At 61.9% G+C, this 19,771-nt stretch carries 21 protein-coding genes and 1 tRNA gene; 8 read left to right on the top strand and 14 right to left on the bottom strand.

The window, feature by feature from the left end; translation table 11 throughout:
• The first annotated feature begins 213 nt into the window (after positions 1 to 213).
• Entirely contained in the window at positions 214 to 1,809 is a 1,596-nt protein-coding gene (gene murJ, locus CHB87_RS01155; RefSeq protein ID WP_245817750.1) for a murein biosynthesis integral membrane protein MurJ, read from the top strand.
• A 142-nt stretch (positions 1,810 to 1,951) separates the two neighbouring features.
• On the opposite strand, the gene CHB87_RS01160 is transcribed toward murJ, so the two are convergent.
• From CHB87_RS01160 to CHB87_RS01190, 7 genes are all read right to left on the bottom strand, one after another.
• A complete protein-coding gene (locus CHB87_RS01160) occupies positions 1,952 to 2,458 on the bottom strand; it encodes a DUF4142 domain-containing protein (protein ID WP_245817751.1) in 507 nt (168 codons plus the stop codon).
• Between the two features lie 76 nt (positions 2,459 to 2,534).
• Positions 2,535 to 2,957, bottom strand: coding sequence for a DUF7079 family protein (locus tag CHB87_RS01165; protein ID WP_089406553.1), 423 nt, complete (start codon positions 2,955 to 2,957; stop codon positions 2,535 to 2,537).
• A gap of 49 nt (positions 2,958 to 3,006) precedes the next feature.
• Positions 3,007 to 3,228, bottom strand: a complete 222-nt coding sequence (iscX, locus tag CHB87_RS01170) for a Fe-S cluster assembly protein IscX (protein WP_089406554.1) — start codon at positions 3,226 to 3,228, stop codon at positions 3,007 to 3,009.
• Between the two features lie 21 nt (positions 3,229 to 3,249).
• Positions 3,250 to 3,780, bottom strand: a complete 531-nt coding sequence (locus CHB87_RS01175; protein ID WP_089406555.1) for a hypothetical protein — start codon at positions 3,778 to 3,780, stop codon at positions 3,250 to 3,252.
• A gap of 345 nt (positions 3,781 to 4,125) precedes the next feature.
• Positions 4,126 to 5,004 carry a UTP--glucose-1-phosphate uridylyltransferase GalU gene (gene galU, locus CHB87_RS01180; RefSeq protein WP_089406556.1) on the bottom strand — a complete coding sequence of 293 codons (879 nt, stop codon included), beginning with the start codon at positions 5,002 to 5,004 and terminating at the stop codon, positions 4,126 to 4,128.
• A 129-nt stretch (positions 5,005 to 5,133) separates the two neighbouring features.
• Complete coding sequence (locus CHB87_RS22830) at positions 5,134 to 5,313, bottom strand: AbrB/MazE/SpoVT family DNA-binding domain-containing protein (protein ID WP_425432463.1); 180 nt, start codon at positions 5,311 to 5,313, stop codon at positions 5,134 to 5,136.
• A gap of 79 nt (positions 5,314 to 5,392) precedes the next feature.
• The gene (locus CHB87_RS01190) at positions 5,393 to 7,177 is read right to left on the bottom strand and encodes a DUF885 domain-containing protein (protein WP_089407465.1); all 1,785 of its coding nucleotides are present in this window, start codon (positions 7,175 to 7,177) and stop codon (positions 5,393 to 5,395) included.
• Positions 7,178 to 7,331: 154 nt separating this feature from the next.
• On the opposite strand from CHB87_RS01190, the gene CHB87_RS01195 reads away from it, so the two are divergent.
• The gene (locus tag CHB87_RS01195) at positions 7,332 to 7,562 is read left to right on the top strand and encodes a Flp family type IVb pilin (RefSeq protein WP_342743530.1); all 231 of its coding nucleotides are present in this window, start codon (positions 7,332 to 7,334) and stop codon (positions 7,560 to 7,562) included.
• Between the two features lie 177 nt (positions 7,563 to 7,739).
• On the top strand, positions 7,740 to 7,970 hold the full coding sequence (locus CHB87_RS01200) for a Flp family type IVb pilin (protein ID WP_245817752.1): 231 nt from the start codon (positions 7,740 to 7,742) through the stop codon (positions 7,968 to 7,970).
• A 63-nt stretch (positions 7,971 to 8,033) separates the two neighbouring features.
• Here CHB87_RS01200 and CHB87_RS01205 read toward each other — a convergent pair whose 3' ends face one another.
• Positions 8,034 to 8,498, bottom strand: a complete 465-nt coding sequence (locus CHB87_RS01205; protein WP_089406558.1) for a CcdC family protein — start codon at positions 8,496 to 8,498, stop codon at positions 8,034 to 8,036.
• A 313-nt stretch (positions 8,499 to 8,811) separates the two neighbouring features.
• Here CHB87_RS01205 and CHB87_RS21735 point away from each other — a divergent pair, with 313 nt between their 5' ends.
• From CHB87_RS21735 to CHB87_RS01215, 3 genes are read left to right on the top strand one after another with little or no spacing between them, the layout of a single operon-like run.
• Complete coding sequence (locus CHB87_RS21735; protein WP_142988149.1) at positions 8,812 to 9,225, top strand: hypothetical protein; 414 nt, start codon at positions 8,812 to 8,814, stop codon at positions 9,223 to 9,225.
• Positions 9,192 to 11,438, top strand: coding sequence for an RHS repeat-associated core domain-containing protein (locus tag CHB87_RS21740; protein WP_142988150.1), 2,247 nt, complete (start codon positions 9,192 to 9,194; stop codon positions 11,436 to 11,438). The genes CHB87_RS21735 and CHB87_RS21740 overlap by 34 nt, the downstream gene beginning before the upstream one ends.
• Complete coding sequence (locus CHB87_RS01215; protein ID WP_089406559.1) at positions 11,432 to 11,983, top strand: hypothetical protein; 552 nt, start codon at positions 11,432 to 11,434, stop codon at positions 11,981 to 11,983. The genes CHB87_RS21740 and CHB87_RS01215 overlap by 7 nt, the downstream gene beginning before the upstream one ends.
• Positions 11,984 to 12,279: 296 nt before the next feature.
• Here CHB87_RS01215 and CHB87_RS01220 read toward each other — a convergent pair.
• The 6 genes from CHB87_RS01220 to tyrS form a co-directional block, all read right to left on the bottom strand.
• A tRNA-Pro gene (locus CHB87_RS01220) sits at positions 12,280 to 12,356 on the bottom strand.
• Between the two features lie 90 nt (positions 12,357 to 12,446).
• A complete protein-coding gene (locus tag CHB87_RS01225) occupies positions 12,447 to 12,725 on the bottom strand; it encodes an oxidative damage protection protein (protein WP_089406560.1) in 279 nt (92 codons plus the stop codon).
• A gap of 54 nt (positions 12,726 to 12,779) precedes the next feature.
• Positions 12,780 to 15,584 (bottom strand): ribonuclease R family protein, encoded by a 2,805-nt coding sequence (locus CHB87_RS01230; RefSeq protein WP_089406561.1) that lies wholly within the window; start codon positions 15,582 to 15,584, stop codon positions 12,780 to 12,782.
• Between the two features lie 248 nt (positions 15,585 to 15,832).
• Positions 15,833 to 16,633 carry a hypothetical protein gene (locus tag CHB87_RS01235; protein ID WP_089406562.1) on the bottom strand — a complete coding sequence of 267 codons (801 nt, stop codon included), beginning with the start codon at positions 16,631 to 16,633 and terminating at the stop codon, positions 15,833 to 15,835.
• A 55-nt stretch (positions 16,634 to 16,688) separates the two neighbouring features.
• On the bottom strand, positions 16,689 to 17,501 hold the full coding sequence (locus CHB87_RS01240) for a hypothetical protein (protein WP_142988151.1): 813 nt from the start codon (positions 17,499 to 17,501) through the stop codon (positions 16,689 to 16,691).
• Between the two features lie 186 nt (positions 17,502 to 17,687).
• Positions 17,688 to 18,929, bottom strand: coding sequence for a tyrosine--tRNA ligase (tyrS, locus tag CHB87_RS01245; protein ID WP_089406564.1), 1,242 nt, complete (start codon positions 18,927 to 18,929; stop codon positions 17,688 to 17,690).
• 43 nt (positions 18,930 to 18,972) lie between these two features.
• On the opposite strand from tyrS, the gene CHB87_RS01250 reads away from it, so the two are divergent.
• Positions 18,973 to 19,383 carry a DUF2256 and DUF3253 domain-containing protein gene (locus tag CHB87_RS01250; RefSeq protein ID WP_089406565.1) on the top strand — a complete coding sequence of 137 codons (411 nt, stop codon included), beginning with the start codon at positions 18,973 to 18,975 and terminating at the stop codon, positions 19,381 to 19,383.
• 53 nt (positions 19,384 to 19,436) lie between these two features.
• The gene (locus CHB87_RS01255) at positions 19,437 to 19,634 is read left to right on the top strand and encodes a hypothetical protein (RefSeq protein ID WP_089406566.1); all 198 of its coding nucleotides are present in this window, start codon (positions 19,437 to 19,439) and stop codon (positions 19,632 to 19,634) included.
• The last annotated feature ends 137 nt before the right edge of the window (positions 19,635 to 19,771 follow it).

The following is a 19,771-nucleotide window of genomic DNA, read 5'->3' on the forward strand; positions in this document are numbered from 1 at the left end:
GATCGGAAAGAGAGTCTCCCATGCATGAACTTCTCGTAGCCGGCGCTTTCATCGCCATGATCCTGATCCCCTGCATCGCCTCCGCCGCCGGTTCCAGCACGGAAGAAGCGCTGTAAGCTCCGTTCGACCCCTTGTCCGCCCGGCCTTTGCATAAGGTGACGCGGCAAAACGCCTTCGCGGCCACGGCGAAGACGTTAGACTGAAGCAAGCACCGTGGCCACCCTCGATACGCCCAACCCGGTTTCCGCCCCCCCCGCCAGCCTGCTCGCGCGGCTGCGCCCCACCGGCTCGCTCAGCGCGTATGCGGCAACGCTGCTGCTGATGTCGTCGTCGCTGCTCTCGGGCGTGCTGGGGCTGGTTCGCACCAAATACATCGCGCACGTCTTCGGCGCGGGCAAGGTCACGGACGCCTATCTCAAGGCATTCGACCTGCCCGACATGATCTACTACTTCCTCGTCGGCGGCGTCGCGTCCATCACGCTCGTCACCATCCTGAATCGCTATCGCGAGGCGGGCGACGAGGCGGGCGCCGACCGCGCTCTCTCCATCGTGCTGAACGCCATGACCGCCGTGCTGACCGCGGGCATCGTGCTGGCGGAGATCTTCACGCCGCTCTACGTCCACACCTTCGCGCCAAAGTTCGACGCGGAGACCACCGCGCTGTGCATCTCGCTCACCCGCGTCCTGCTGCCCGCGCAGCTCTTCTTCTTCGTGGGCGGCGTGCTGGGCTCGCGGCTGCTGGTGCGCAAGATCTTCATCTACCAGGCGATCACGCCGCTGATCTACAACCTGGGCATCATCCTGGGCGGCGTCTTTCTTTCGGCGCGGTACGGCATCTACTCGCTCGCCATCGGCGCGGTCGTGGGCGCATGCCTGGGGTCGGCGCTGCTGAACGCCCTGGGCGTGTTTCGCGGCGGCATGCGTTACCACGCGATCCTGAACTTCCACGATCCGGCGTTCACGGAGTGGCTGCGGCTTTCGCTGCCGCTGATCGTCGGCGTCTCGCTGACCATGGCCGATAAGTGGATTCTCGGCTACTACGCCTCCGCCGACAAGGGCGCGATCACCCGGCTGAACACCGCCAAGACGCTCTTCAACGCGCCGCTGAGCATCATCGGCTTCGCGGCCGGAGCGGCCTCGCTGCCCTTCTTTTCCTCACTCTTTGCACAGGACCGGATGTACGACTTCAACGCCGCGGTCAGCCGCTCGGTCTCGCGTCTGCTGGCTGTTTCGGTGCTGCTGACCGGCTGGATGATCGCGCTTGCGATGCCGATCGTCGATCTGCTGCGCGGCGGCGCGTTCACGCACGACGACGCGGTTTCGACCGCGCGCTATATGGCGCTGTTCGCCGTCTCGCTGGCGCTGTGGGCGGCGCAGGGCATCTACGCCCGCGCGTTCTACGCGGCGCGCAACACGCTGACGCCGGCCATCTCCGGCACGGCGGTCACACTGCTCTCGATTCCCGTCTACGGCACGCTCTTCCACCACATCGGCATCGATGGGCTGGCGATCGCGTCGGACCTCGGCATTCTCGCGCACACCCTATCGCTGGCCGTGCTGCTGCACAAGAAGCGGCTGGTCAGCATCGCGTCCCTTGAGAGCGGCGAACTGCTGCGGTCGCTGGGCGCGGCCATCCTGGGATTTTTTGGCGCACGCTCCGTCGTCCGCCTGTTGCCGCTGGGCAAGGGCCACCTGGCCGACGTACTGGTCATTCTGGCCGCGAGCATTGTCTGGGCCGGACTTTGCTATGCGACGCTGCAGCTCTCGGGTTCCAGGCTGATCGACCAACTGCGCCGGCGCGGGAAGTAGGGGTTCACTCCCCCGCAAAAATATCATCCCAAACGCGGTGAAGGATCTGCTTTCTTCCTAAAGCGCCTCGACCTCTTCGGGCAAAAAGCAGGTCCTTCGACTCCGCTCAGGATGACAGATTTGAGGGGCGAAAAACTCGTCCTCAGTTCCCGTCCACGCCATGCAGTGCGCCGATATGCCGCTTCACAATCCGGTCCGTCTGCGCCGCGAACTTCTTATAGCTCTCCGTGCCGTCCATCGACTCCTGGGCGAAGAGCTTCTCGTCCTTGTCGTGAATCTCCGCCATCTCCTGCATATAGGCCGTGTCGAACTCCGGCCCGTTGAGCGAACGAAGGTGATTGAGTTTCTCGGTGAACTCCGCGTTCAGCGCCGGCGCGATCGGCACATGCTCCATGGCGGAGATGCGTTTCAGTTCCCGGTTGACGCCTTCATGGTCGTGAACCTCGGCCGTGGCGAGATCCTTCACGTCCATGGCGGAGGCGTGCGACAACGCGAGCTTGCTGGCCTCCACCTCGTACCGCCCGCCCTGCGACACCTTCGCGGCGAAGGCCTTATCGGTGTCGGACGCGGGCTGCTGGGCCTGGGCCATGCTGCAGGCCGCCAGTGCGAGCGCGGCTGCGGAGAGATTCAATACGCGGTGCATCTTCATGGGCATCCTTCGGACGAGCAGGCTGAACTTCTCCTCCGTTGGATGCGCCCCAGCTCCGCAACGCACGTCTGAAGGCTCAGCCGCCGGCCAGCAGACGCTGCTCTACCTGCTCCCACCCGCCCAGCATGACGCGGCGCGACATGCGTCCGGCCTGCACGCGCAGCCACTTTCGACGCGACTCCGACTTCTGGAAGAACTCGCGCATCATCGCGTCGACCGTCTCGGCGGGCCAGCCGGAGCCGTCGCCGCCCTTCACCGTCAAAGCCTCGTAGAAGACCGGCGCGACCTCATGGACGAGGACATGGCGCGCGGACTCCGCCGTCTGTCCGGCGCCACGCAGTTGGGCCGCAAGCTGGTCGTAGTCCGCGCCGTGCATGGCGTTATCGCGGAAGAGCTGCGCCAGCGCGGTCCAGATGGGCAGGCGCGCGGCGTACTCGGCTGCGGTGGGGGCATCGTTCAGGGAGTGGCTGGCGGTAGGTTCCGACTCATGAACGCTCATGCAGCCAACCTACTCCCATGACGCCGATGCCGCAAATGGGCATCGCCAGCTACACGTCCTTTGCGTCCTGATACTCCTCGTTCCAGGCGGTCTGGATCGCCTCGAGAATCGGCTCGGTCGACTTGGCGGGGTTGCCCACGAAACCCGGCAGCTCGGTGACGTAGCGGTGCAGGTCCGTAAAGCGGACGGTGTAGGGCTCGATCTCGGGATACTTCTCCTGCAGTTGAATGCCAATCTCTTCGGTGTCGGTCCAGTCGATCTCACGGGGCATGATTCTTCTCCTGCCGATAGTTTACGGCGCTCGATATAGGATGCGCCTGCGGGTGTGGAGGTGCGGCGGCACGGGTCCGTGCGAGATCATCGCTCCGGCGATGCCGCCGCCGAACAGGCATCCCAGCAGGGCCCCGACACCCGCGCCGCGACCGCCGTCCTGCGAGCCGCCAACGATGGTGAAGACGCCGACGACCGCGCCCGCTACGATCAGGGGAGTCCACTGGCTGGACTCCACCTGCTGCTCCCCCCAGACCGCAGCCACGTTGCGACGCGGAAAGACGAGGCGGGGCGGCGGTCCGTAGTTGCGGTATGCCGTGCAGGCGAAGGTCTCGTCGCTGACGTACTCGAGCTGGCAGGAGACGGCGTCGAAGGCGCCCTGCGTCAGCACCGAGACGGTCATGCCGGGTGGCGCCGACCGCAGCCGCTCCCAGCTCCGGTCATGCACCGCGGCTGGGCTGGCCGGACTGGGTACGGGCGCTTCGGGCAGGCTTTGCTGCGACCTCGCACCGATCGTGCAGAGGAGCAGGACGAGAGTGGCGATGCGTTTCATGGTGAGCTTCCCCGCTGTGTGTGACCTGGGAGAAGCCTAGGCGTGCGCGGGCCGGAGTCGGCGTTCCTTTGGGACACTTTCGGAAGTGTCACAAAGGAAAAGCTTTTTCATATCGAACCCGCGAGAAGCCCGTCATCTCGACCGGAGCCGCGGACGGCTGTATCGTCTGTGGCGGAGTGGAGAGACCCCCGCATTTCGTTTTGGCCTTTGTCGATCCTCTTCGCAGGGCAAAACTTAGCCCCCATCCGAAGACGGGGGCTGAGTGAGCAAAAACCGATGCGGGGGTCTCTCCACTCCGCTGCGCTCCGGTCGAGATGACGAGCGCTTTAGGAGGGATGAGAGTCCTTACAGCGGGAAGCTCTTGAGCCACTCGCGGAAGCTGGGTCCGAGCTGCGGGTTCTTCAACGCCAGCTCCACGGTCGCACGCAGGAAGCCCTGCTTGTCGCCCGCGTCGTGGCGCTTGCCCACGTAGCTGTAGCCATAGACCTTCTCGTACTGGAGCAGCGCCTTGATGGCGTCGGTGAGCTGCAGCTCGCCGCCCGCGCCGGGCGTGATGCCCTCGATCATCTCGAAGATCTTCGGCGTCAGGATGTAGCGGCCGATGATGGCGTTCTGGCTGGGCTGGGTGCCGGGCGCGGGCTTCTCGACCATCGTCTTGACAGCGAGCAGGCGCGGATTCTTTTCGTCCGGGGTGCAATCGAGGCAGCCGTAGGCGGAGATCGCATCGCCCTCAACCACTTCCGAGCCGAGAATCGACGAGCCCGTCTCATAGAAGGCCTCGACCATCTGCTTCATGCAGGGGGTGTCGGCGTCGACGATATCGTCCGGCAGCAGCACGCAGAAGGGCTCGTTGCCGACCACTTCCTTCGCCATCAGCACGGCGTGGCCGAGGCCAAGAGCCTCCGGCTGGCGCACATAGACGATCTTGGCGAGCTTCGAGACCGAGCGCGCAATCTCCAGCAGCGCGGTCTTGTTCTTGGCGGCCAGCGAGGCCTCGAGCTCCGACGACTTGTCGAAGTGGTCCTCCATCGTCGTCTTGCCGCGACCGGTGACGATGATGATCTCGGTGCAGCCGGCGGCGACGGCCTCTTCCACACCGTACTGGATCAGCGGCTTATCGACCAGGCACAACATCTCTTTCGGCGTGGCCTTGGTGGCGGGTAGAAAGCGTGTGCCCATGCCGGCTGCGGGGAAGACAGCCTTGCGAATCTTCTGGTAAGCCATAGAAGGTAATGTCTCTCTCTTGTTTTGAGTTGGTTCCATCCTAGCAAACAGAGGTTACCGCGGGCGAGCTACGGATGGGGTACTGACAATGCACCTTTGTGGGATGCGGAATTCAGGGTTGAAGAAAAATTAGCATTTTCGTTCCGGAGCGCCAGCAGATTGAGCGTGATCTTCTACACGCGTGATGAGAAGTCGCTCCCCTTCCTGACAAAGACTGATACGTGTCCCATGAGCCAGGCTCAGAGCGTCGCGCATGGCCTTGGGCAAAGTGATACGACCATCGCGGTCCATCTTGGCTGAATGTTCCATGACGGCACTCTATCACTTGCGGCGGCGTGGCAACGCTTGGAAGGTGCTGCGCCTTCCACATGGAAACTCATTGAAAAGCCTACAGCGTAGGCGAATTGTCGTGCAGCATCGCCTTCCGGATAATCTTGATCGGCGCGAAGCCCTGCCGCATGAGGTTGTCGTGGAAGGTCTGCAGGTTGAACGCGGCGCCCTGCTTCGCCATCAGGTCGGCGCGGAGCTTCATGATCTGCAGCTTGCCCAGCGTGTAGTAGAGGTAGGTAGGGTCGGAGGTTCCTCGCTTGGCCTCCATCAACCCGATCGACGGCGACTGATAGCCCTCCTTGACGAAGTACGCGACGGCATCCTCGACCGACATGGCTCCGCCCACGCCCGTGTGCATCCGGATGGAGACGACGAAGCGTGCGTCGCGCAGCAGCGCGTCCTGCAGTTGCCCCAGACGGATGAGCCGCGCCTCGCGCTTCGCCTCCGGGCTGGCGTCCGGGCCGGCGGCGGCGTAGCCCTGGTCGAGCATCATCTGCTCGGTATAGTGCGCCCAGCCTTCGATATTGCTGTTCGCGCCCAGCACCTTGCGGATGTTCGACGGAAACTGACTCTGCCAGAGGAACTGCACGTAGTGGCCGGGATACGCCTCATGCACCGCCGTGGAGGTCACCGTGCCGATGTTGAACGCGGCCATGTGCTCCGCGACGCGCTCCTTGCTCCAGTCCTTTTCGGGCAGCGTCACGTTGAAGTAGGCCTTGGTCGAGTGCGTCTCGAACGCGCCCGGAGGGTCCATGGACGCCTGCGTGGTGGCGCGCATGAAGGGCGGCGTCTCTTCGAGCGTCGGCTGCACGTCGGACGGAATGGTAATGATGTGATGCGTGCGGATGAAGGCGATCAGGCTGGCGAACTGGTCCTGAAAGGTCTGCAGCAGCTTGTCCGGCGCGGGGTGAATCGTCGCGAGTTCGGCGAGCACCTCCAGCGGGGTCTTCGTCGGGTCGACCTCCTTCGCGACGCGCGCAAACTCGGCCTGATTCTTCGCGCGGTCGGCGATGGCGATCTCGAGCAGCCGGTCAAGCGGCAGGTCGACCATCTCGTCGTAGGCGAGCTTGCGCCGGAAGGTGTCGGCGCCCAGCTTGAAGTCGCCCGCCGAGCGCGGCAGCAGGTCGGTCTTCAGCCATACACCGTAGTCCTTGAGCGCCTGGATGACGGCGGCGTTCGACTTCGCGAAGGCGGCCCTCAGCTCCGCGTCATCGGCGCCGGTAAACGCGCTGGGCACATCGGTTTCGAAGAAGCTGACCAGCCCATCGATCTGTTCGAGCGCGATCTCGGTCGAGATGCGCGGCGGATTCTTGAGGTTCTTGCGCGCGTCGGCCAGCATCTGCGGCATCTGCTTTTCGCGCTCCACCAGCGAACGCAGCCGCGTGTTGGGCGAGGCGTAGTTGCGGCTCATGATGACGAAGGCCGCGTTGGTCAGGCCGGAGGAGTAGCTGTCCGGATTGTTCTCCCACGGACGGATCACCTCCAGCGTCAACAGCCGCGAGCGAATGTTGCCCAGCAGCATGCCGCGGTCGTCGACGATGGATGCGTCGAGCGAGCTGGGATCGATGGCGTCGATCTTCTTCTCGTACGCATGCAGCGCGGCTATCTGCTTCTGAATACTGGCCGCGCTCATATCCTCAAGCTGCCCGTCATACTCATGCAGACCGGCGGAGGTCGCGGCGCTCGGCTGGTATCGGAAGAAGACGTCCTTCAGGTACTGGTCGGAGAGGAAGGCGAAGGTCTGGGTGGCGCCATCGGCGGCGATGCGCTGCGCGTTCAGCGGGGTGGGTGGTACGGCCATCAGGGCTCCTGCAAGGACTGCGGCGATCAAAACTCTGGACATGGTCATCTCTGGGGTTAGAACGTGTTTGCCCAAGAATAAACCTCGCCCAGGTTGCGCAGAAACTTGATAGCACCTTTGTGCCATTGAACCAACCTTTGCAACGCGTACCTTGGGTACAGCAACGGACTGGTTACGCCAGCACAAGGGGCCCTTGTTGAACGCCTTGAAGAGCATGGTTTTGAGCTTCCCGGCGACGATCGCGGGAATGCGTCATGGCCTGGGTCGAGTGAACCTGATTCAGGACGAATCAGGTCAGGACCTGATTGAATACGCCTTGGTTGCCGCGTTGATCGGCGTGGGAGCGATCATTGCACTGCGCGGCCTCTCGACCAAGATTGCCTCCGCGTTCACTTCGGTAGGCAACAACCTGACTAGCAACGTTTAGTCATCTCCGATACATACTGCACGACCTCAGGGCCTCGATTTCAGCGAGGCCCTACTTGCGTCCAGGGGTCTCTTCGAACAGCATAGCGCTGCCCGGCAAGGACAGGCGTAGCACCTTCGCGTTATTAAAGTAACCCATTATTCGATTACCTTGGAATAGCAGTTACGGAGGGTTCCCTTGAACGCTTTGAAGAGATTTGCTTCAAACTTCCCTGCGACCGTCGCGGGCAAGTCTCTCAGCCTTGGCCTCAGCAAATTGATCCAGGACGAATCAGGACAGGACCTGATTGAGTACGCCCTGGTCGCAGCCCTTGTTGGACTTGGAGCGCTGACCTCCATGAGCAGCCTGGCGAACACGGTCTCGAACGCGTTCAATACCGTGGGCAACAACCTCACGAGTGGCATCTGACCTCAGGCCAAATCTCAAACGACGTTGGGGATCTCGATCGATTCGAGATCCCCAACGTCGTTTTCAGGCTCCGGTGACGCGCCGGTACTCGAAGTACATACTCACGCGCCAGCGCAGGATCATGCCAAAGGCCAGGATGAAGAAGAGCCCCGCCGTCTGCTGGATCGACATGACCGTATCCAGATAGCTGTGCGCCAAGATGCGGACGATCGCCAGCACCACCATGACGGCAAAGAACATCGGCGAACGATGCATCATCACCTGGTTGCCGACCAACGCCAGCCGCGAGGTGCGCACCAGTGGCCAAGCCAGCAGCAACGCGCCAATCAGAAACGCAGCCGCGGCCCAAAGCAGCGGCACCCGGAACATGGGCGCGAAGAACATGCAGAAACCGGTGGACATGCCAAGCGGCGGAATGAGAATCTTGCGCTCCGTCACCGCTGAACGCCCCTCGCGGATGCGCCACATAAGGATGACGAAAAAGCCCAGGATCGCGCTTACAACCGACATCCAGGGGCGAAGATGCATGGTGAAAAAACGTCCGCGTAAAGAAAGTAATGGCCGGCCCTGATGGACGGCTTTCGTATAGTTTACACGCTCCCTTTAGCCGATGTCGCCTGATTCTCAGGTCTGCGAACCTCTCGACCGGACGAGGTGAGGAATCATCTCCATCCATCGCCCTTCGAGGCATTTCCCCGAATGGGAATATCTCTGATTTAGGCATGCCCATTGCACAAGAACGTGATTGACTCCTACCCCGATTCAAGAGAGCCTTTATGAACCCTGATCCCTGAATGCCTGCCTTGGAGAGCTTCATGCGTTTTTGCGTTATCAAGTCTAGATGGCCACGTCGTGTTCCAAAAATTTTCAACCCGCAACGAAGCAGAGCCAACCGCTGGGCAATCTCAGGTCTTCCGCATTCTGGGTCGCCGTATTCGCCAAGATCGCGATCGCCGGCGTGCTTATGCTTTGGAATCTCAGCGCCACTGCGCAAAGCAATCCCAACCTCGAAAATGGAATCAAGGCCTACGCCGGCTATGACGGTTCGAATTTAGATGCGGTAAGCCTGCAATCCGTCTTCCGTGCTCGAAGACCGATGCGCGGGGAGTTACCACAACATATATTTATGATGCGCTCAACCGTCTCAATTTCAAGACCTATTCCGACGGAACATCCACGTCCGCTTTTGGCTACGACGGATACCGCGCAGATGGTGCGCTCTTGCCAGCAAATTACAATGCGACAACCAATGTAATTGGACGGCTCACCTTCGCGTCGAACTATGTCAATGCCGATGTTGGACTTGGGTACGACGCCATGGGCCGGGTAACAAGTCAAACATACTGCCTGCCAGACAACTGTGCAAATCGGCAGTCCGCCTCCGCCGCATACGATCTCGCGGGCAACATGACAGATTTGCGGTATCCCGATGGACGCCACATCACGCAGACCTGGGATGCAGAGAATCGCCTACAGACTATCAATTTGGCTGACATTAACGGCGTGGCTGCAAATCAAAACTACTTGCAATCAATCGTCTACAATCCTGACGGAAGTCCCAACGTCACAACTCTTGGCAACGGCGCAGCACAGCAGGTGATGGAGAACAATAGGCTCCAGATCTCTAGCATGTCTATCTCGAACTCGAACTCTAATTCCCCGTTCTCAGGACAGAGTTTCCTATCACGCTCTTACTGCTACGTCTGTGGAACGGGAAATGGAGGCAATAACGGAAATATCTGGCAAATTACCGACAATCAAAATAGCGCTAGAACGCAGAGCTTCACCTACGACTCTTTGAATCGAATTAGCTCATTCTCTCTGGGCGGCACGCTGAATCAGCAATACCAGATAGACTCCTTCGGCAATATGAGTCCCTTGTCCGGCGGGAATCCCTTGTACACCTTCGACTCGGCAACGAACCGGATCAACAATCTACCCTGCGCTGCGTCCATGTCGAATCAAAATGCCTTCGATTCAGGGGGCAACCAGCTTTGTGACACAGATACCAACGGCGCAGTCCGCACCTACACCTTCGATGCTGAGAATCGCACTACTGGGATCACGATAGCTGGCAATCAAGCCCCATTTGAGAGCTATGCCTATAGTGCGGACGGTGCGCGCGTAAGGAAGCTCAACGCGAATAATGACTATACCGAGTATGTTAACTTCGGCGGTCAGACGATCGCGGAGAAGGACCAGACCGGGGCGTGGACCGATTATATTTTCGCCAATGGTAAGAGGATTGCCAAGACTACAAACAACTATCAACGGCTGCACCTGACCGGTTCGAGTTGCGGGGCGAATGCGGAGGCAGACTGGAACATAGCCTCCAACTCCACTCCGATCAGCAGCGGCGATCGAATGGTTTGGCATGAAGAACATGCCGACGGACAACAGAGCTACTTGAAGGTCCAGTTCTCGAACAATGTATGGATGTTCGAGGGCGCGATGGACCCACAAGGAGGCGTGTGGCAGACCGCGTCAGTCGACCTATCCCCTTGGGCGGGCGATTCGACCTGGGGCATCTGGATTGCTGAGATAGCTGACGGCAGCGGCTCGATAGAGGCCAAGATCACCGATCTAGCGCTGGTAAAGGCTGACGGCACGGTTTATCCTTTCTTCGACGGACAGACGGGCGTTCCAGGCGCAACGAGTTTCGGGTGTGGCACAAGTTCAGTCGTCTCGGAAAATGTCCCGGTTGAAGCTGGTGCAAGCACGATAGTTGATACTAAGTTTTACGTTGGCGACCATCTGGGCACGGCGCAGATGGAATTCTCCTCAGGGGGTTGGCCGGTCTGGCAGGGACAGTTCGCTCCTTTTGGACAGGAACTCGATACTCAGACAACTAGTAACCACTACAAGTTCACCGGCAAAGAACGAGACGCAGAATCGGGACTCGACTACTTCGGGGCCAGGTACTACGGGTCGTCGATGGGTCGCTTCATTTCCCCCGACTGGAGCGCCAACCAAGACCCGGTACCGTATGCCAGACTGGACGATCCGCAGAGCTTGAATCTCTACACATACGGCGGCAATAACCCCCTAATCCACATTGACGCGGACGGGCACTGTTGGCCACAGTGGCTGTGCAATTTTGCTACTGAAGTAAAGAACAAGGTTCTTCATGGTGAGTTCACCACGGATACAAATGGGGCCAAGATTCGTCAACTAGACCGGCAAGAGGCGAAGACGCGGCAGATGAACCGGATTATGGAAGAGATGAAACAGCATCCACCAAAAGTGAGTTACGGAATAGTTGCTCCTGTTGATTTGCTGTTCCTGCTTCCGCGTGCAACACAAGGCACCACCTATCTGTATCAGAAGCTCGGTCCCAACGGAGAGCATCTGAAATATGGAATAACCAACGATCCGGAGGGCAGGTATACCAAGAGCAAACTAAATGGCGGGATGAGAAGGCAGGCAAGGAAGTCCTTGCGAAGTCCGGTGCGAGAGCCGGCTTGCTAGAACTACTCGCCCTGAAAAACGGGTTCTATGCCTTCGAGTCGGCCCTGCACGTGCTCCCCGTTTCAAGGGATGACTGGTTCAACGAACAGGACCTTCAACGGTGGAATGATCCCAAGCTCTGGAAGCATGCATACGGAGAGCAGTCCAATCTGAATGAGTTGATGCTTTTTGCTGAAGATGTGATCGGTGTGCAGTTCGGGTTCTTAGCCGATCAAATCGTGCGCTTCGACCCTGAAACTGGGGAAACAGAAGAGATGTGTTCCACCTTGGATGAGTGGGCTGAGATGGTGTTGTCTGACTACGATACAGAGCTAGGTTATCCGCTTGCGCGAGAGTGGCAGAAGCAAAATGGTCCCCTACAAAAGGGAAACCGGTTGGTGCCTATCGTTCCTCTTATAGCCAAGGAGAGTAGCTTCGAGCCAAGCAACTTCTATCAACTGGAGGCTGTAAAAGGGATGCTTGCTAGGGCTGATCTAGCGATGCAGCTGAAATCGGTTCCAGATAATCAAGCGGTAATCTTGAAGGCCATCAATGTTCCGAGATGATCTCAGCGCGAATCCGTCCAGGGGACGCGCTGGCGAGCTTCAAGCGTCATCGCAGGGCCTTCGGACGCTCCTACGCCTCGCTAAAGTTGCGTAGAAGCATCCTCGCCCCCATGGAAACCGTCGCTGACACTGGGGCCATGCTGCGCACCGGATGAACTATGACACTCCACCCCTCCGAGGTCACTGTGGAACTGTAGCCCCTATCCCTTTGAGATGATCGTCAAAAGGACTCAAATGGGAGGATGGTCGGGACGGCGGACGCGAAGCGCTGGGACAGCGATTCGATAAAAAGTAAATGGTCGGGACGACTAGATTCGAACTAGCGACCTCACCCACCCCAAGGGTGCGCTCTACCAGGCTGAGCCACGTCCCGACTGTTGTTGCGTCTGCCGTACTTGGCGACTTTGTTGGAACAAAGCAGCGCGCACGGCGACAGGGTGTTTTTAGTTTACATGAGTTCGGGCTAGTGCGTGGGCGCGACGAACTCTTTCGGCAACGCGCCGCCTTCGCCCTCGCCAAAGAAGAAGCCGTTCATCTGCTCGACGAGGAACTCCTGCGCCTCGCGCGTCCAGGGCTGCAGGCGGTACTCGTTCAGCAGCATCTTCTGGCGCTCGATCCACTCGCCCCAGGCTTTCTTGCTGACGGTCTTGTAGATCTTTTCGCCGAAGTCGGAGTCGAACGGCGGTTCATCGAGACCTTCCAGTTCGGCCTTGTACTTTGCGCAGAAAACGATGTGTGGCATGTTCAGTCGAACTCCTTGAGTCTCCATTGTATTTCAGGCGGCGGCTTCGACGAGTCAGCGGCGCTTGCCTTTCGCCTTCTTATTCCGCTCGCGCGCCTTGGGCTTCGTCTTGCCCGGCTTGCCGGTGCGGGTGGGGCTGGTGTGGCGCGGGTCCGGCGGGGCGGCCTTGAGGAATTTGACGGCCTTGGCCGCGGCCTTCGGTTTGCGTGGGGCTTTGGGTGGGGCTTCGGCCGGGACGAGCGCAAACTGCAGGCGGCGGTTGGGCCGGTCGATGCGGTCGAGCAGAACATGCACCCGCTGGCCAAGCTTGAAGGTCCGGCCGGACGACTGGCCGACGATGGCGCGGTCGGTGTCGCGGAAGAAGAAGCGCTCCTGCTCGTGGAAGGGCAGGCCGTCGGCGATGGTCTGGATGGGCACCATGCCTTCGATGAAGAGCTCGTCGAGTTCGACGTAGAAGCCGTACTTGGTGCAGGAGAGCACGGTCGCGTGAAAGTCCTCGCCGACTCGGTCCTGCATGAACTTGATCTTCTTCCACTCCATCAGCTCGCGCTCGGCCTCGTCGGCGCGGCGCTCGGCCTGGGAGGATTCGAGGGCGATGTCGGAGAGCTCTTCTTCGGGGAGCTTGAGGGGTGTCGCCTCGTCGGAGGAAGGCAAATGCGGGGGTCCTTCGCTTCGCTCAGGATGACGAGCATTTTTGCCGGGGCAGGGCTTCTTCGACGACCACGGCTGTGGGTCGGTGGAGAGGATCGGGCCGCCGGTGGCCTCGGCGCCGGCCTGCAGAGCGGCGCGCAGCAGGCGGTGGACGATCAGGTCCGGGTAGCGCCGGATGGGGCTGGTGAAGTGGGTGTAACTCGGGCTGGCGAGCGCGAAGTGGCCTTCGTTCTTCTCGCTGTAGCGGGCCTGCTTGAGCGAGCGCAGCATCAGGAAGCTGAGGATGCGCTCCTCGGGCGTGCCGGCAATCTTGGCCGTCAGGCGCTGGTACATCTGCGGCGTGACCGGGATGGACTCCGGCACCTCATGCTTCTGCGGGGCGCGGTCGGAGCCGAAGCGCCGCTTGTTCGAGCTCTGCGTGCGGCGGTCCTGCTTCATGGTGAACTGCTTCACCGGCAGCGTCGAGAAGCCGAGCGTCTGGCCGAAGACGCTGGCCGCGTCCTCGAAGTCGAGGATGCGTTTGGGATCGGGCAGCTCGTGGATGCGGTAGATGCTGGGGCCCTGCGCTTCGAGCCAGTGCGCGACGCACTCGTTCGCCGTCAGCATGAACTCTTCGATGAGCCGGTTCGACCAGCCGCGCTCGGAGCGCGTGATCGCGGCCATGTTGCCCTGCGGGTCGAACTGGATGACGGCCTCGGGCAGGTCGAAGTCGATCGACCCGCGGCGGTGGCGTTTGCGGTTCAGCAGCAGCGCGAGTTCGTGCATCTGCTCGAAGGCGGGGACGAGCTCGATGAAGGCGGCGCGGGTCTCAGGATCGCCGTCGAGGATCTTCTGGACCTGCGTATACGTCATGCGGCGCGCGCTGCGGATGATGCCTTCGCAGAGCTGAAACTCCGCCACCTCGCCCGCTTTGTCGATCTCGGCGATGCAGGTGAGGACGAGGCGGTCCTCGTCCGGGCGCAGGCTGCACATGCCGGACGACAACTGCGGCGGCAGCATGGGCACGGCGCGGTCCGGGAAGTAGACGCTGGTGCCGCGCAGGCGGGCTTCAAGGTCCAGAGCGGTTCCGGGCCGGACGTAGTGGCTGACGTCGGCGATATGTACCTGGAGCTGCCAGTTGCCGTTCGGCAGCGGCTGGACGAGCACGGCGTCGTCGAAGTCGCGCGCGGTCTCGCCGTCGATGGTGACGATGGGCAGGCCACGGAAGTCGGTGCGCTGGGCCAGTTCTTCGTCGGTGAGGGTGTCGACGGTCTGGCTGGCGCTGGCCGTGGCTTCGGCGAGCACGTTGGTCGGGAAGGTGTACGGCAGGTGGTGCTTGCGGATGATGATCTCGACATCGACGCCGAAGTCGTCCGGGTGGCCGAGGACTTCGAGGATGCGTCCGCGCGCGGGTTTGCTGAGCGTGGGAAATTCCACAATCTCGACGTCGACCGCGAGGCCTTCGAGCGGGTCGACCTTGTCGGGGTCGGGATGCAGGTAGGGCTTCAGCTCACGCTGCGCCTCTTCGCCCAGGACGCGGTGTGGGTTGTGGTCGGGCTGCGGCGGCAGCTTGGGCTGGCCCTCTTCCCCGTCCGGATCGTCGAGGATCAGGATGGGCTGGGTCATGCGCTCGTCGAGCGGGGTGATGTAGTTGAACTTGGCGGTGGTGAACTGTTCGTTGTCATACCCACGCCGCCCATGGGCGCGGGCGTAGTGGAAGATGCCGACGACGGTGGGGTTGCGGCGGGTGAGCACGCGGGCGATGCGACCGGACCGGCGGCCATCGCGGCCAACGGGCGCCTCGTCGACGAGCACCTCGTCGCCCTGCATGGCGCCGTTGATCTCGTTCGGCGGGATGAAGAGGTCGTCTTCCCTGCTCTTGCTGCCGTTCGGCCGGACGAAGCCGAAGCCGTCGCGGTGCAGGTCCAGCTTGCCGGCCAGCAGATTTTCGCGCGTGGGCTTGTGCTCGACGGGCATGCCGGGCGCGCGGCTGACGCGGGCGGTCTTCTCCGGCGTCGCGCGGGGCAGCGCCCAGTAGCCGGTGTCCAGCTTGACCAGCTCGCCGCGCAGGGTGATGCGCGCAAGTTGTTCGAGCAGCAGACGCCGCTCGCGCCCGCCGCCCAGACCCAGCTCGCGGATGAGCTGTTTGTAGCCGGCGCGGTGCGAGGGAGAGCGCTCGATGAGGCGGATAAGATCGCGGTCGGTGTTGGGATACGGGCCTTTAGGCATGTCTAGGGTGATTGTAGGCCCGGGGCGATCGTTGCTGTTTAGGGTTCTCTCTCAAACTCGCCAAAATTTTCGTCATCTCGACCGAAGCGCAGCGAAGTGGAGAGACCACCGTATTTCGCTTTGCTTTCGCGGTTATGGGCGGCGCGAAGGAGAACGAGCAACGGCAAAAGCCAATACGGGGGTCTCTCCACTCCGCAGTGGACGATGAAACCGTCCACTGCTCCGGTCGAGATGACGGGGATTTGTTGCTAGGGTTTGGCGTTCACCAAAACCGCCGCCTCGGGCAGCGTCTTCGCGGTCGAGAGCTTGAAGTCTGTCTTCGTGTCGTCTTCCTGCTCGTTGATGGTCTTGAAGAAGAGCGCCTTGCCCTGGATGTGGATGTGCGAGTCGGTCACCTGCCAGTGGCCGGGCGCGACCTCTTTTCGCAGAATGTTGAACGTGCCGCCCTTGCGCAGGCGCCCCAGCATGCCCCATCCGATGGTGACGTCGTTTTCGAGCGTGCCGTGGATGCGCGCGATGCGGTTCTGGCTCTTTTCGACGACGATTTCGCCGGTCATATTCGACATCACCCGCGCCTCCATCGATTGCGGATGGAAGTCCGGCTTCGGCGCGAAGGCCAGCGTGGCGCGTTCGCCCTCATCGGATTTGACGGTCCAGTTGAAGGCGACGGGAAGCAGCTTCAGCAGGTTCTCCGCCTCGCGATCGTCGTGGTCGGAGTCCTTCTGCTGCTTCTGCTGCTTGCCCTTGTCGCCGAGAAACTGCTGGATATGCGCGGTCTCTTCGGCGGTCTGCGCCGGTGTCAGGGGCTGGCCGTGGTCCTCCACCTTGCGCCGGACGGAGCCGACCGGGGTGTCCGCGGTGAGCCAGACGGCGTCCTTGCCCGGCGTGACGTCGTGGTCGCGATAGACCCAGCAACTGGTGTCGGACTTGTCCGCCGCCAGCTCCGTCTGGACGGCGGCCTCGACGATCTGTTGCGGAGTCTTCTGGGCGTGGAGAGTTGAGGCAGTCAGGACGGCAAGGCTTGCGACAGTGCGGCGCCAGATCTTCATTGCAGATTAGGACGCCGGATTTAAGGGGAAAGGTTGGTGGACGGGCCGCCCGGAATCAGGGCAGGCCCAGCTCTGCCGTCGCCTCGGGGATGTCCCTGGCGGCGGAGGGGCGAAACCCGGTCATGGTCTCGTCCTCCTGCTCGCCGAAGCTCTTGAAGAGCAGCGCGCGGCCCTCCATGTGGATGTGCGAGCCGGTGATCTGCCAGACGCCGGGCGCGATCTCGCTGCGTTCGACGCGGAAGCGGCCGCCCTTGCGCAGGCGGGCCAGCAGACCCCAGCCGATCGTGACGTCGTCGGTCAACATGCCTTGAATGAGTTCGATCCGCATGGGCTGGCCGCCATGCGCGCGGACAATATGCACCTCTCCGGCCATGGTCGCCAGCACCCGCGCGGTCAGGGTGTGCGGGGTGAAGCCGGGGTTGGGCCGGAAGGCGAGGGTCTGGCGGTCGGGCGTCTCTGACTTCAACTGCCATAAAAAAGCCACGGGCAGGAGCCGCATCATGGCCTCGGCCTCATCGTCGTCGTGTCTGGAGTCGCGCTTGGCCTTGATCTGGCGGTCGCGGTCGGCGGCGAAGGCGCGGGCCCGGTCCGCATCCTGCCGAGCCTGGTCGGGCGTGAGCGGATGGCCGTGGTCTTCGAGCTTGCGGGTGGCGCTGCCCAGCGGACTCTCGGCGACCAGCGTCAGAGTGTCGGAGTCGGGCTTGACGTCGTGGTGCAGGTAGATCCAGTTGGTGTGGTCCGCGAGATCGGCGGCGATCTCCGACTGCACGGCGGCGGCGATGATCTGCTGCGGAGTCTGACTTTGGGCGTGGAGACGCGCCGTCAGTCCGAGTGCGATGAGCAGCAACGCTGGGAGTAAAGTGCGCACCTGTGTTGTTGAGTCTATCGGACGGTGTGCGGATTGAGTTTAGTATTCTCGACCCGCAGAGTTTGTTGTCATCCTGAGCGTAGCGAAGGATCTGCTTTTCGCTCGGGCGAACGTCGCGGCCCAGAGAAGCAGGTCCTTCGCTACGCTCAGGATGACAGGCGCTTTCGGGCAGTGCAGAGAGAACCTCTAACTAAGAAGCGCCCGCTTAGCCTTCTTGCCCAGCCGCACAGTGACTTTCGCGGGCAGCGAGGCGAGGGTGAGGGTCGCGTCCTTGTGCGTCTCGCCTTCGATCTTCACCGCGCCCTCGGCCAGCTTGCGCGTGCCTTCGCCGTTGCTGGCGGCGAGGCCCAGCGCGACGAGCAGCTTCGCCACGCGGACGGTGTTCAAGTCGGCGCCGGCGATCTCCGCCTGCGCGATCGCGATCTCCTCGATGTCGTCCGAGACGCCGCCCTGCTGGAACTGCTTCGACCAGTTGGCCTCGGCCTGCGCGGCCAGCTCCGGCGTGTGGAAGTCGGCGGTGATCGTCCGCGCGAGGTCGCGCTTGGCCTGCATGGGGTGCAGGCTGCCGCTCGCGATATCTGCTTCGATCTTCGCAATCTCGGCGGGCCGCAGGTCGGTCAGGTAGGTGGAATAACGGCCGATGAGCGCGTCGGGAATCGTCATCAGCTTGGTGAACATGTCGAACGGCGCGTCCTTAACGCCGACGGCGTTGTTCAGCGACTTCGACATCTTCTGCACGCCGTCGAGGCCTTCGAGGATCGGCGTCATCAGGACGATCTGGGGCGGCTGGCCGGCGTCGCGCTGCAGCTTGCGGCCCATCAGCAGGTTGAACTTCTGATCCGTGCCGCCGAGCTCCACATCGGACTCCAGCGCGACCGAGTCGTACCCCTGCGCGAGCGGGTAGAGCAGCTCGTGGAGCGAGATCGGCTCTTCCTTGTCGAAGCGCGCATGGAAGTCCTCGCGTTCGAGCATCTGCGAGACGGTGGCCTTGGCGGCCAGCCGAATCATGTCCGCGAAGCCCAGCTTCGAGAGCCACTCGGAGTTGTACCGCACCTCGGTCTTGGCCTCGTCGAGAATCTTGAAGACCTGCTCCTTGTAGGTCTCGGCGTTGGCGTCGATCTCGGCCTGCGTCAGTTGCTTGCGGGTGACGGACTTGCCGGTCGGATCGCCAATCAGAGCCGTGGAATCCCCGATGAGGAAGATGACGGTGTGGCCGAGCTGCTGAAAGTGGCGCAGCTTGCGCATCAGCACGGTGTGGCCGAGGTGCAGATCGGGCGCGGTGGGGTCGAACCCGGCCTTGACGCGCATGGGCTTGCCGGACTTGATGCTTGCCTCGATGCGTTCGCGCAGGGCGTCGAGCGGGATGATCTCGGCGGCGCCCTTGGTGATGAGGTCGAGCTGGTCTTCTACGGAGGGAAAAGTTTGCATGACGAATTTAAGTATAGAGACTCCCGTAGCATGGAGTGAGCCGATGCCCGACCGTAAACCGAAGCCCGACCGCGAGACTCCCCGCAGGGAGAAGATCTGCAAAAGCTGCGGACGCGCGTTTGCGTGGCGCAAACAGTGGGAGAAGGACTGGGACGTGGTGAAGTACTGCTCCGACGCCTGCCGGGGGCACAAGCCGGGCGAGGCGGACGCCGCGCTCGAAGCAGCGATCCTCGAGCTGCTGGCCGAGCGCGGGCGGGACAAGACGATCTGCCCGTCGGAGGCCGCGAAGCTGGTCGGAGGCAAGGACACGCGCCGCGACTGGGAGGGGCTGATGGAGCCGGCGCGCGCCGCGGCCCGGCGGCTGGTGGCGGCCGGCAGAATCGTCATCACGCAGGGCGGAAGGGTGGTAGATCCATCCACTGCAAAGGGCGCCATCCGTTTGAAGCTGCGTTGAAATTTTCCATTCTCTGCGGGAACGCATTGAGGAAGGGCTGCTTCTAAAGCGGGATGACCACTGCGAAGAAGTCGGCGAAGAAAGCCGCAAAGAAGAGCGCGAGCCATTGCTGGCCGGGATTCGAACCCGTCCCCGGCAAGGAACCCGGAACCAAGGGAAGCTGCAAACCGAAGAAGACCCAGACCGCTGGGGAAAAGAAGGCGGACGCAAAGGCTGCGGCGGCGAGCAAGCGCGAGAAAGGCAACGCGTAGCTGTTGCCTGTCTGCACCTGCACAAAATCCTGTCATCCTGAGCGAAGCCGAAGGACCTGCGTCTTGCCTGGTCCCGCGAGATCTTCGCCATCGCGAACGAGAAGCAGATCCTTCGACTGCGCTACGCTTCGCTCAGG

Source organism: Granulicella rosea, from assembly GCF_900188085.1.
In the GTDB taxonomy this organism is placed as follows: domain Bacteria; phylum Acidobacteriota; class Terriglobia; order Terriglobales; family Acidobacteriaceae; genus Edaphobacter; species Edaphobacter rosea.

Bases quoted from the DNA above. Each gene is read 5' to 3' on its own strand.
- CHB87_RS01165 (WP_089406553.1), bottom strand. From the start codon at position 2,957: ATGAGCGTTCATGAGTCGGAACCTACCGCCAGCCACTCCCTGAACGAT.
- CHB87_RS01175 (WP_089406555.1), bottom strand. From the start codon at position 3,780: ATGAAACGCATCGCCACTCTCGTCCTGCTCCTCTGCACGATCGGTGCG.
- iscX (WP_089406554.1), bottom strand. From the start codon at position 3,228: ATGCCCCGTGAGATCGACTGGACCGACACCGAAGAGATTGGCATTCAA.
- CHB87_RS21735 (WP_142988149.1), top strand. From the start codon at position 8,812: ATGGCCACGTCGTGTTCCAAAAATTTTCAACCCGCAACGAAGCAGAGC.
- tyrS (WP_089406564.1), bottom strand. From the start codon at position 18,929: ATGCAAACTTTTCCCTCCGTAGAAGACCAGCTCGACCTCATCACCAAG.
- CHB87_RS01235 (WP_089406562.1), bottom strand. From the start codon at position 16,633: ATGAAGATCTGGCGCCGCACTGTCGCAAGCCTTGCCGTCCTGACTGCC.
- CHB87_RS01190 (WP_089407465.1), bottom strand. From the start codon at position 7,177: ATGTCCAGAGTTTTGATCGCCGCAGTCCTTGCAGGAGCCCTGATGGCC.
- CHB87_RS01205 (WP_089406558.1), bottom strand. From the start codon at position 8,498: ATGCATCTTCGCCCCTGGATGTCGGTTGTAAGCGCGATCCTGGGCTTT.
- CHB87_RS01230 (WP_089406561.1), bottom strand. From the start codon at position 15,584: ATGCCTAAAGGCCCGTATCCCAACACCGACCGCGATCTTATCCGCCTC.
- CHB87_RS01225 (WP_089406560.1), bottom strand. From the start codon at position 12,725: ATGCCACACATCGTTTTCTGCGCAAAGTACAAGGCCGAACTGGAAGGT.
- galU (WP_089406556.1), bottom strand. From the start codon at position 5,004: ATGGCTTACCAGAAGATTCGCAAGGCTGTCTTCCCCGCAGCCGGCATG.
- CHB87_RS01250 (WP_089406565.1), top strand. From the start codon at position 18,973: ATGCCCGACCGTAAACCGAAGCCCGACCGCGAGACTCCCCGCAGGGAG.
- CHB87_RS01255 (WP_089406566.1), top strand. From the start codon at position 19,437: ATGACCACTGCGAAGAAGTCGGCGAAGAAAGCCGCAAAGAAGAGCGCG.
- CHB87_RS01160 (WP_245817751.1), bottom strand. From the start codon at position 2,458: ATGAAGATGCACCGCGTATTGAATCTCTCCGCAGCCGCGCTCGCACTG.
- CHB87_RS22830 (WP_425432463.1), bottom strand. From the start codon at position 5,313: ATGGAACATTCAGCCAAGATGGACCGCGATGGTCGTATCACTTTGCCC.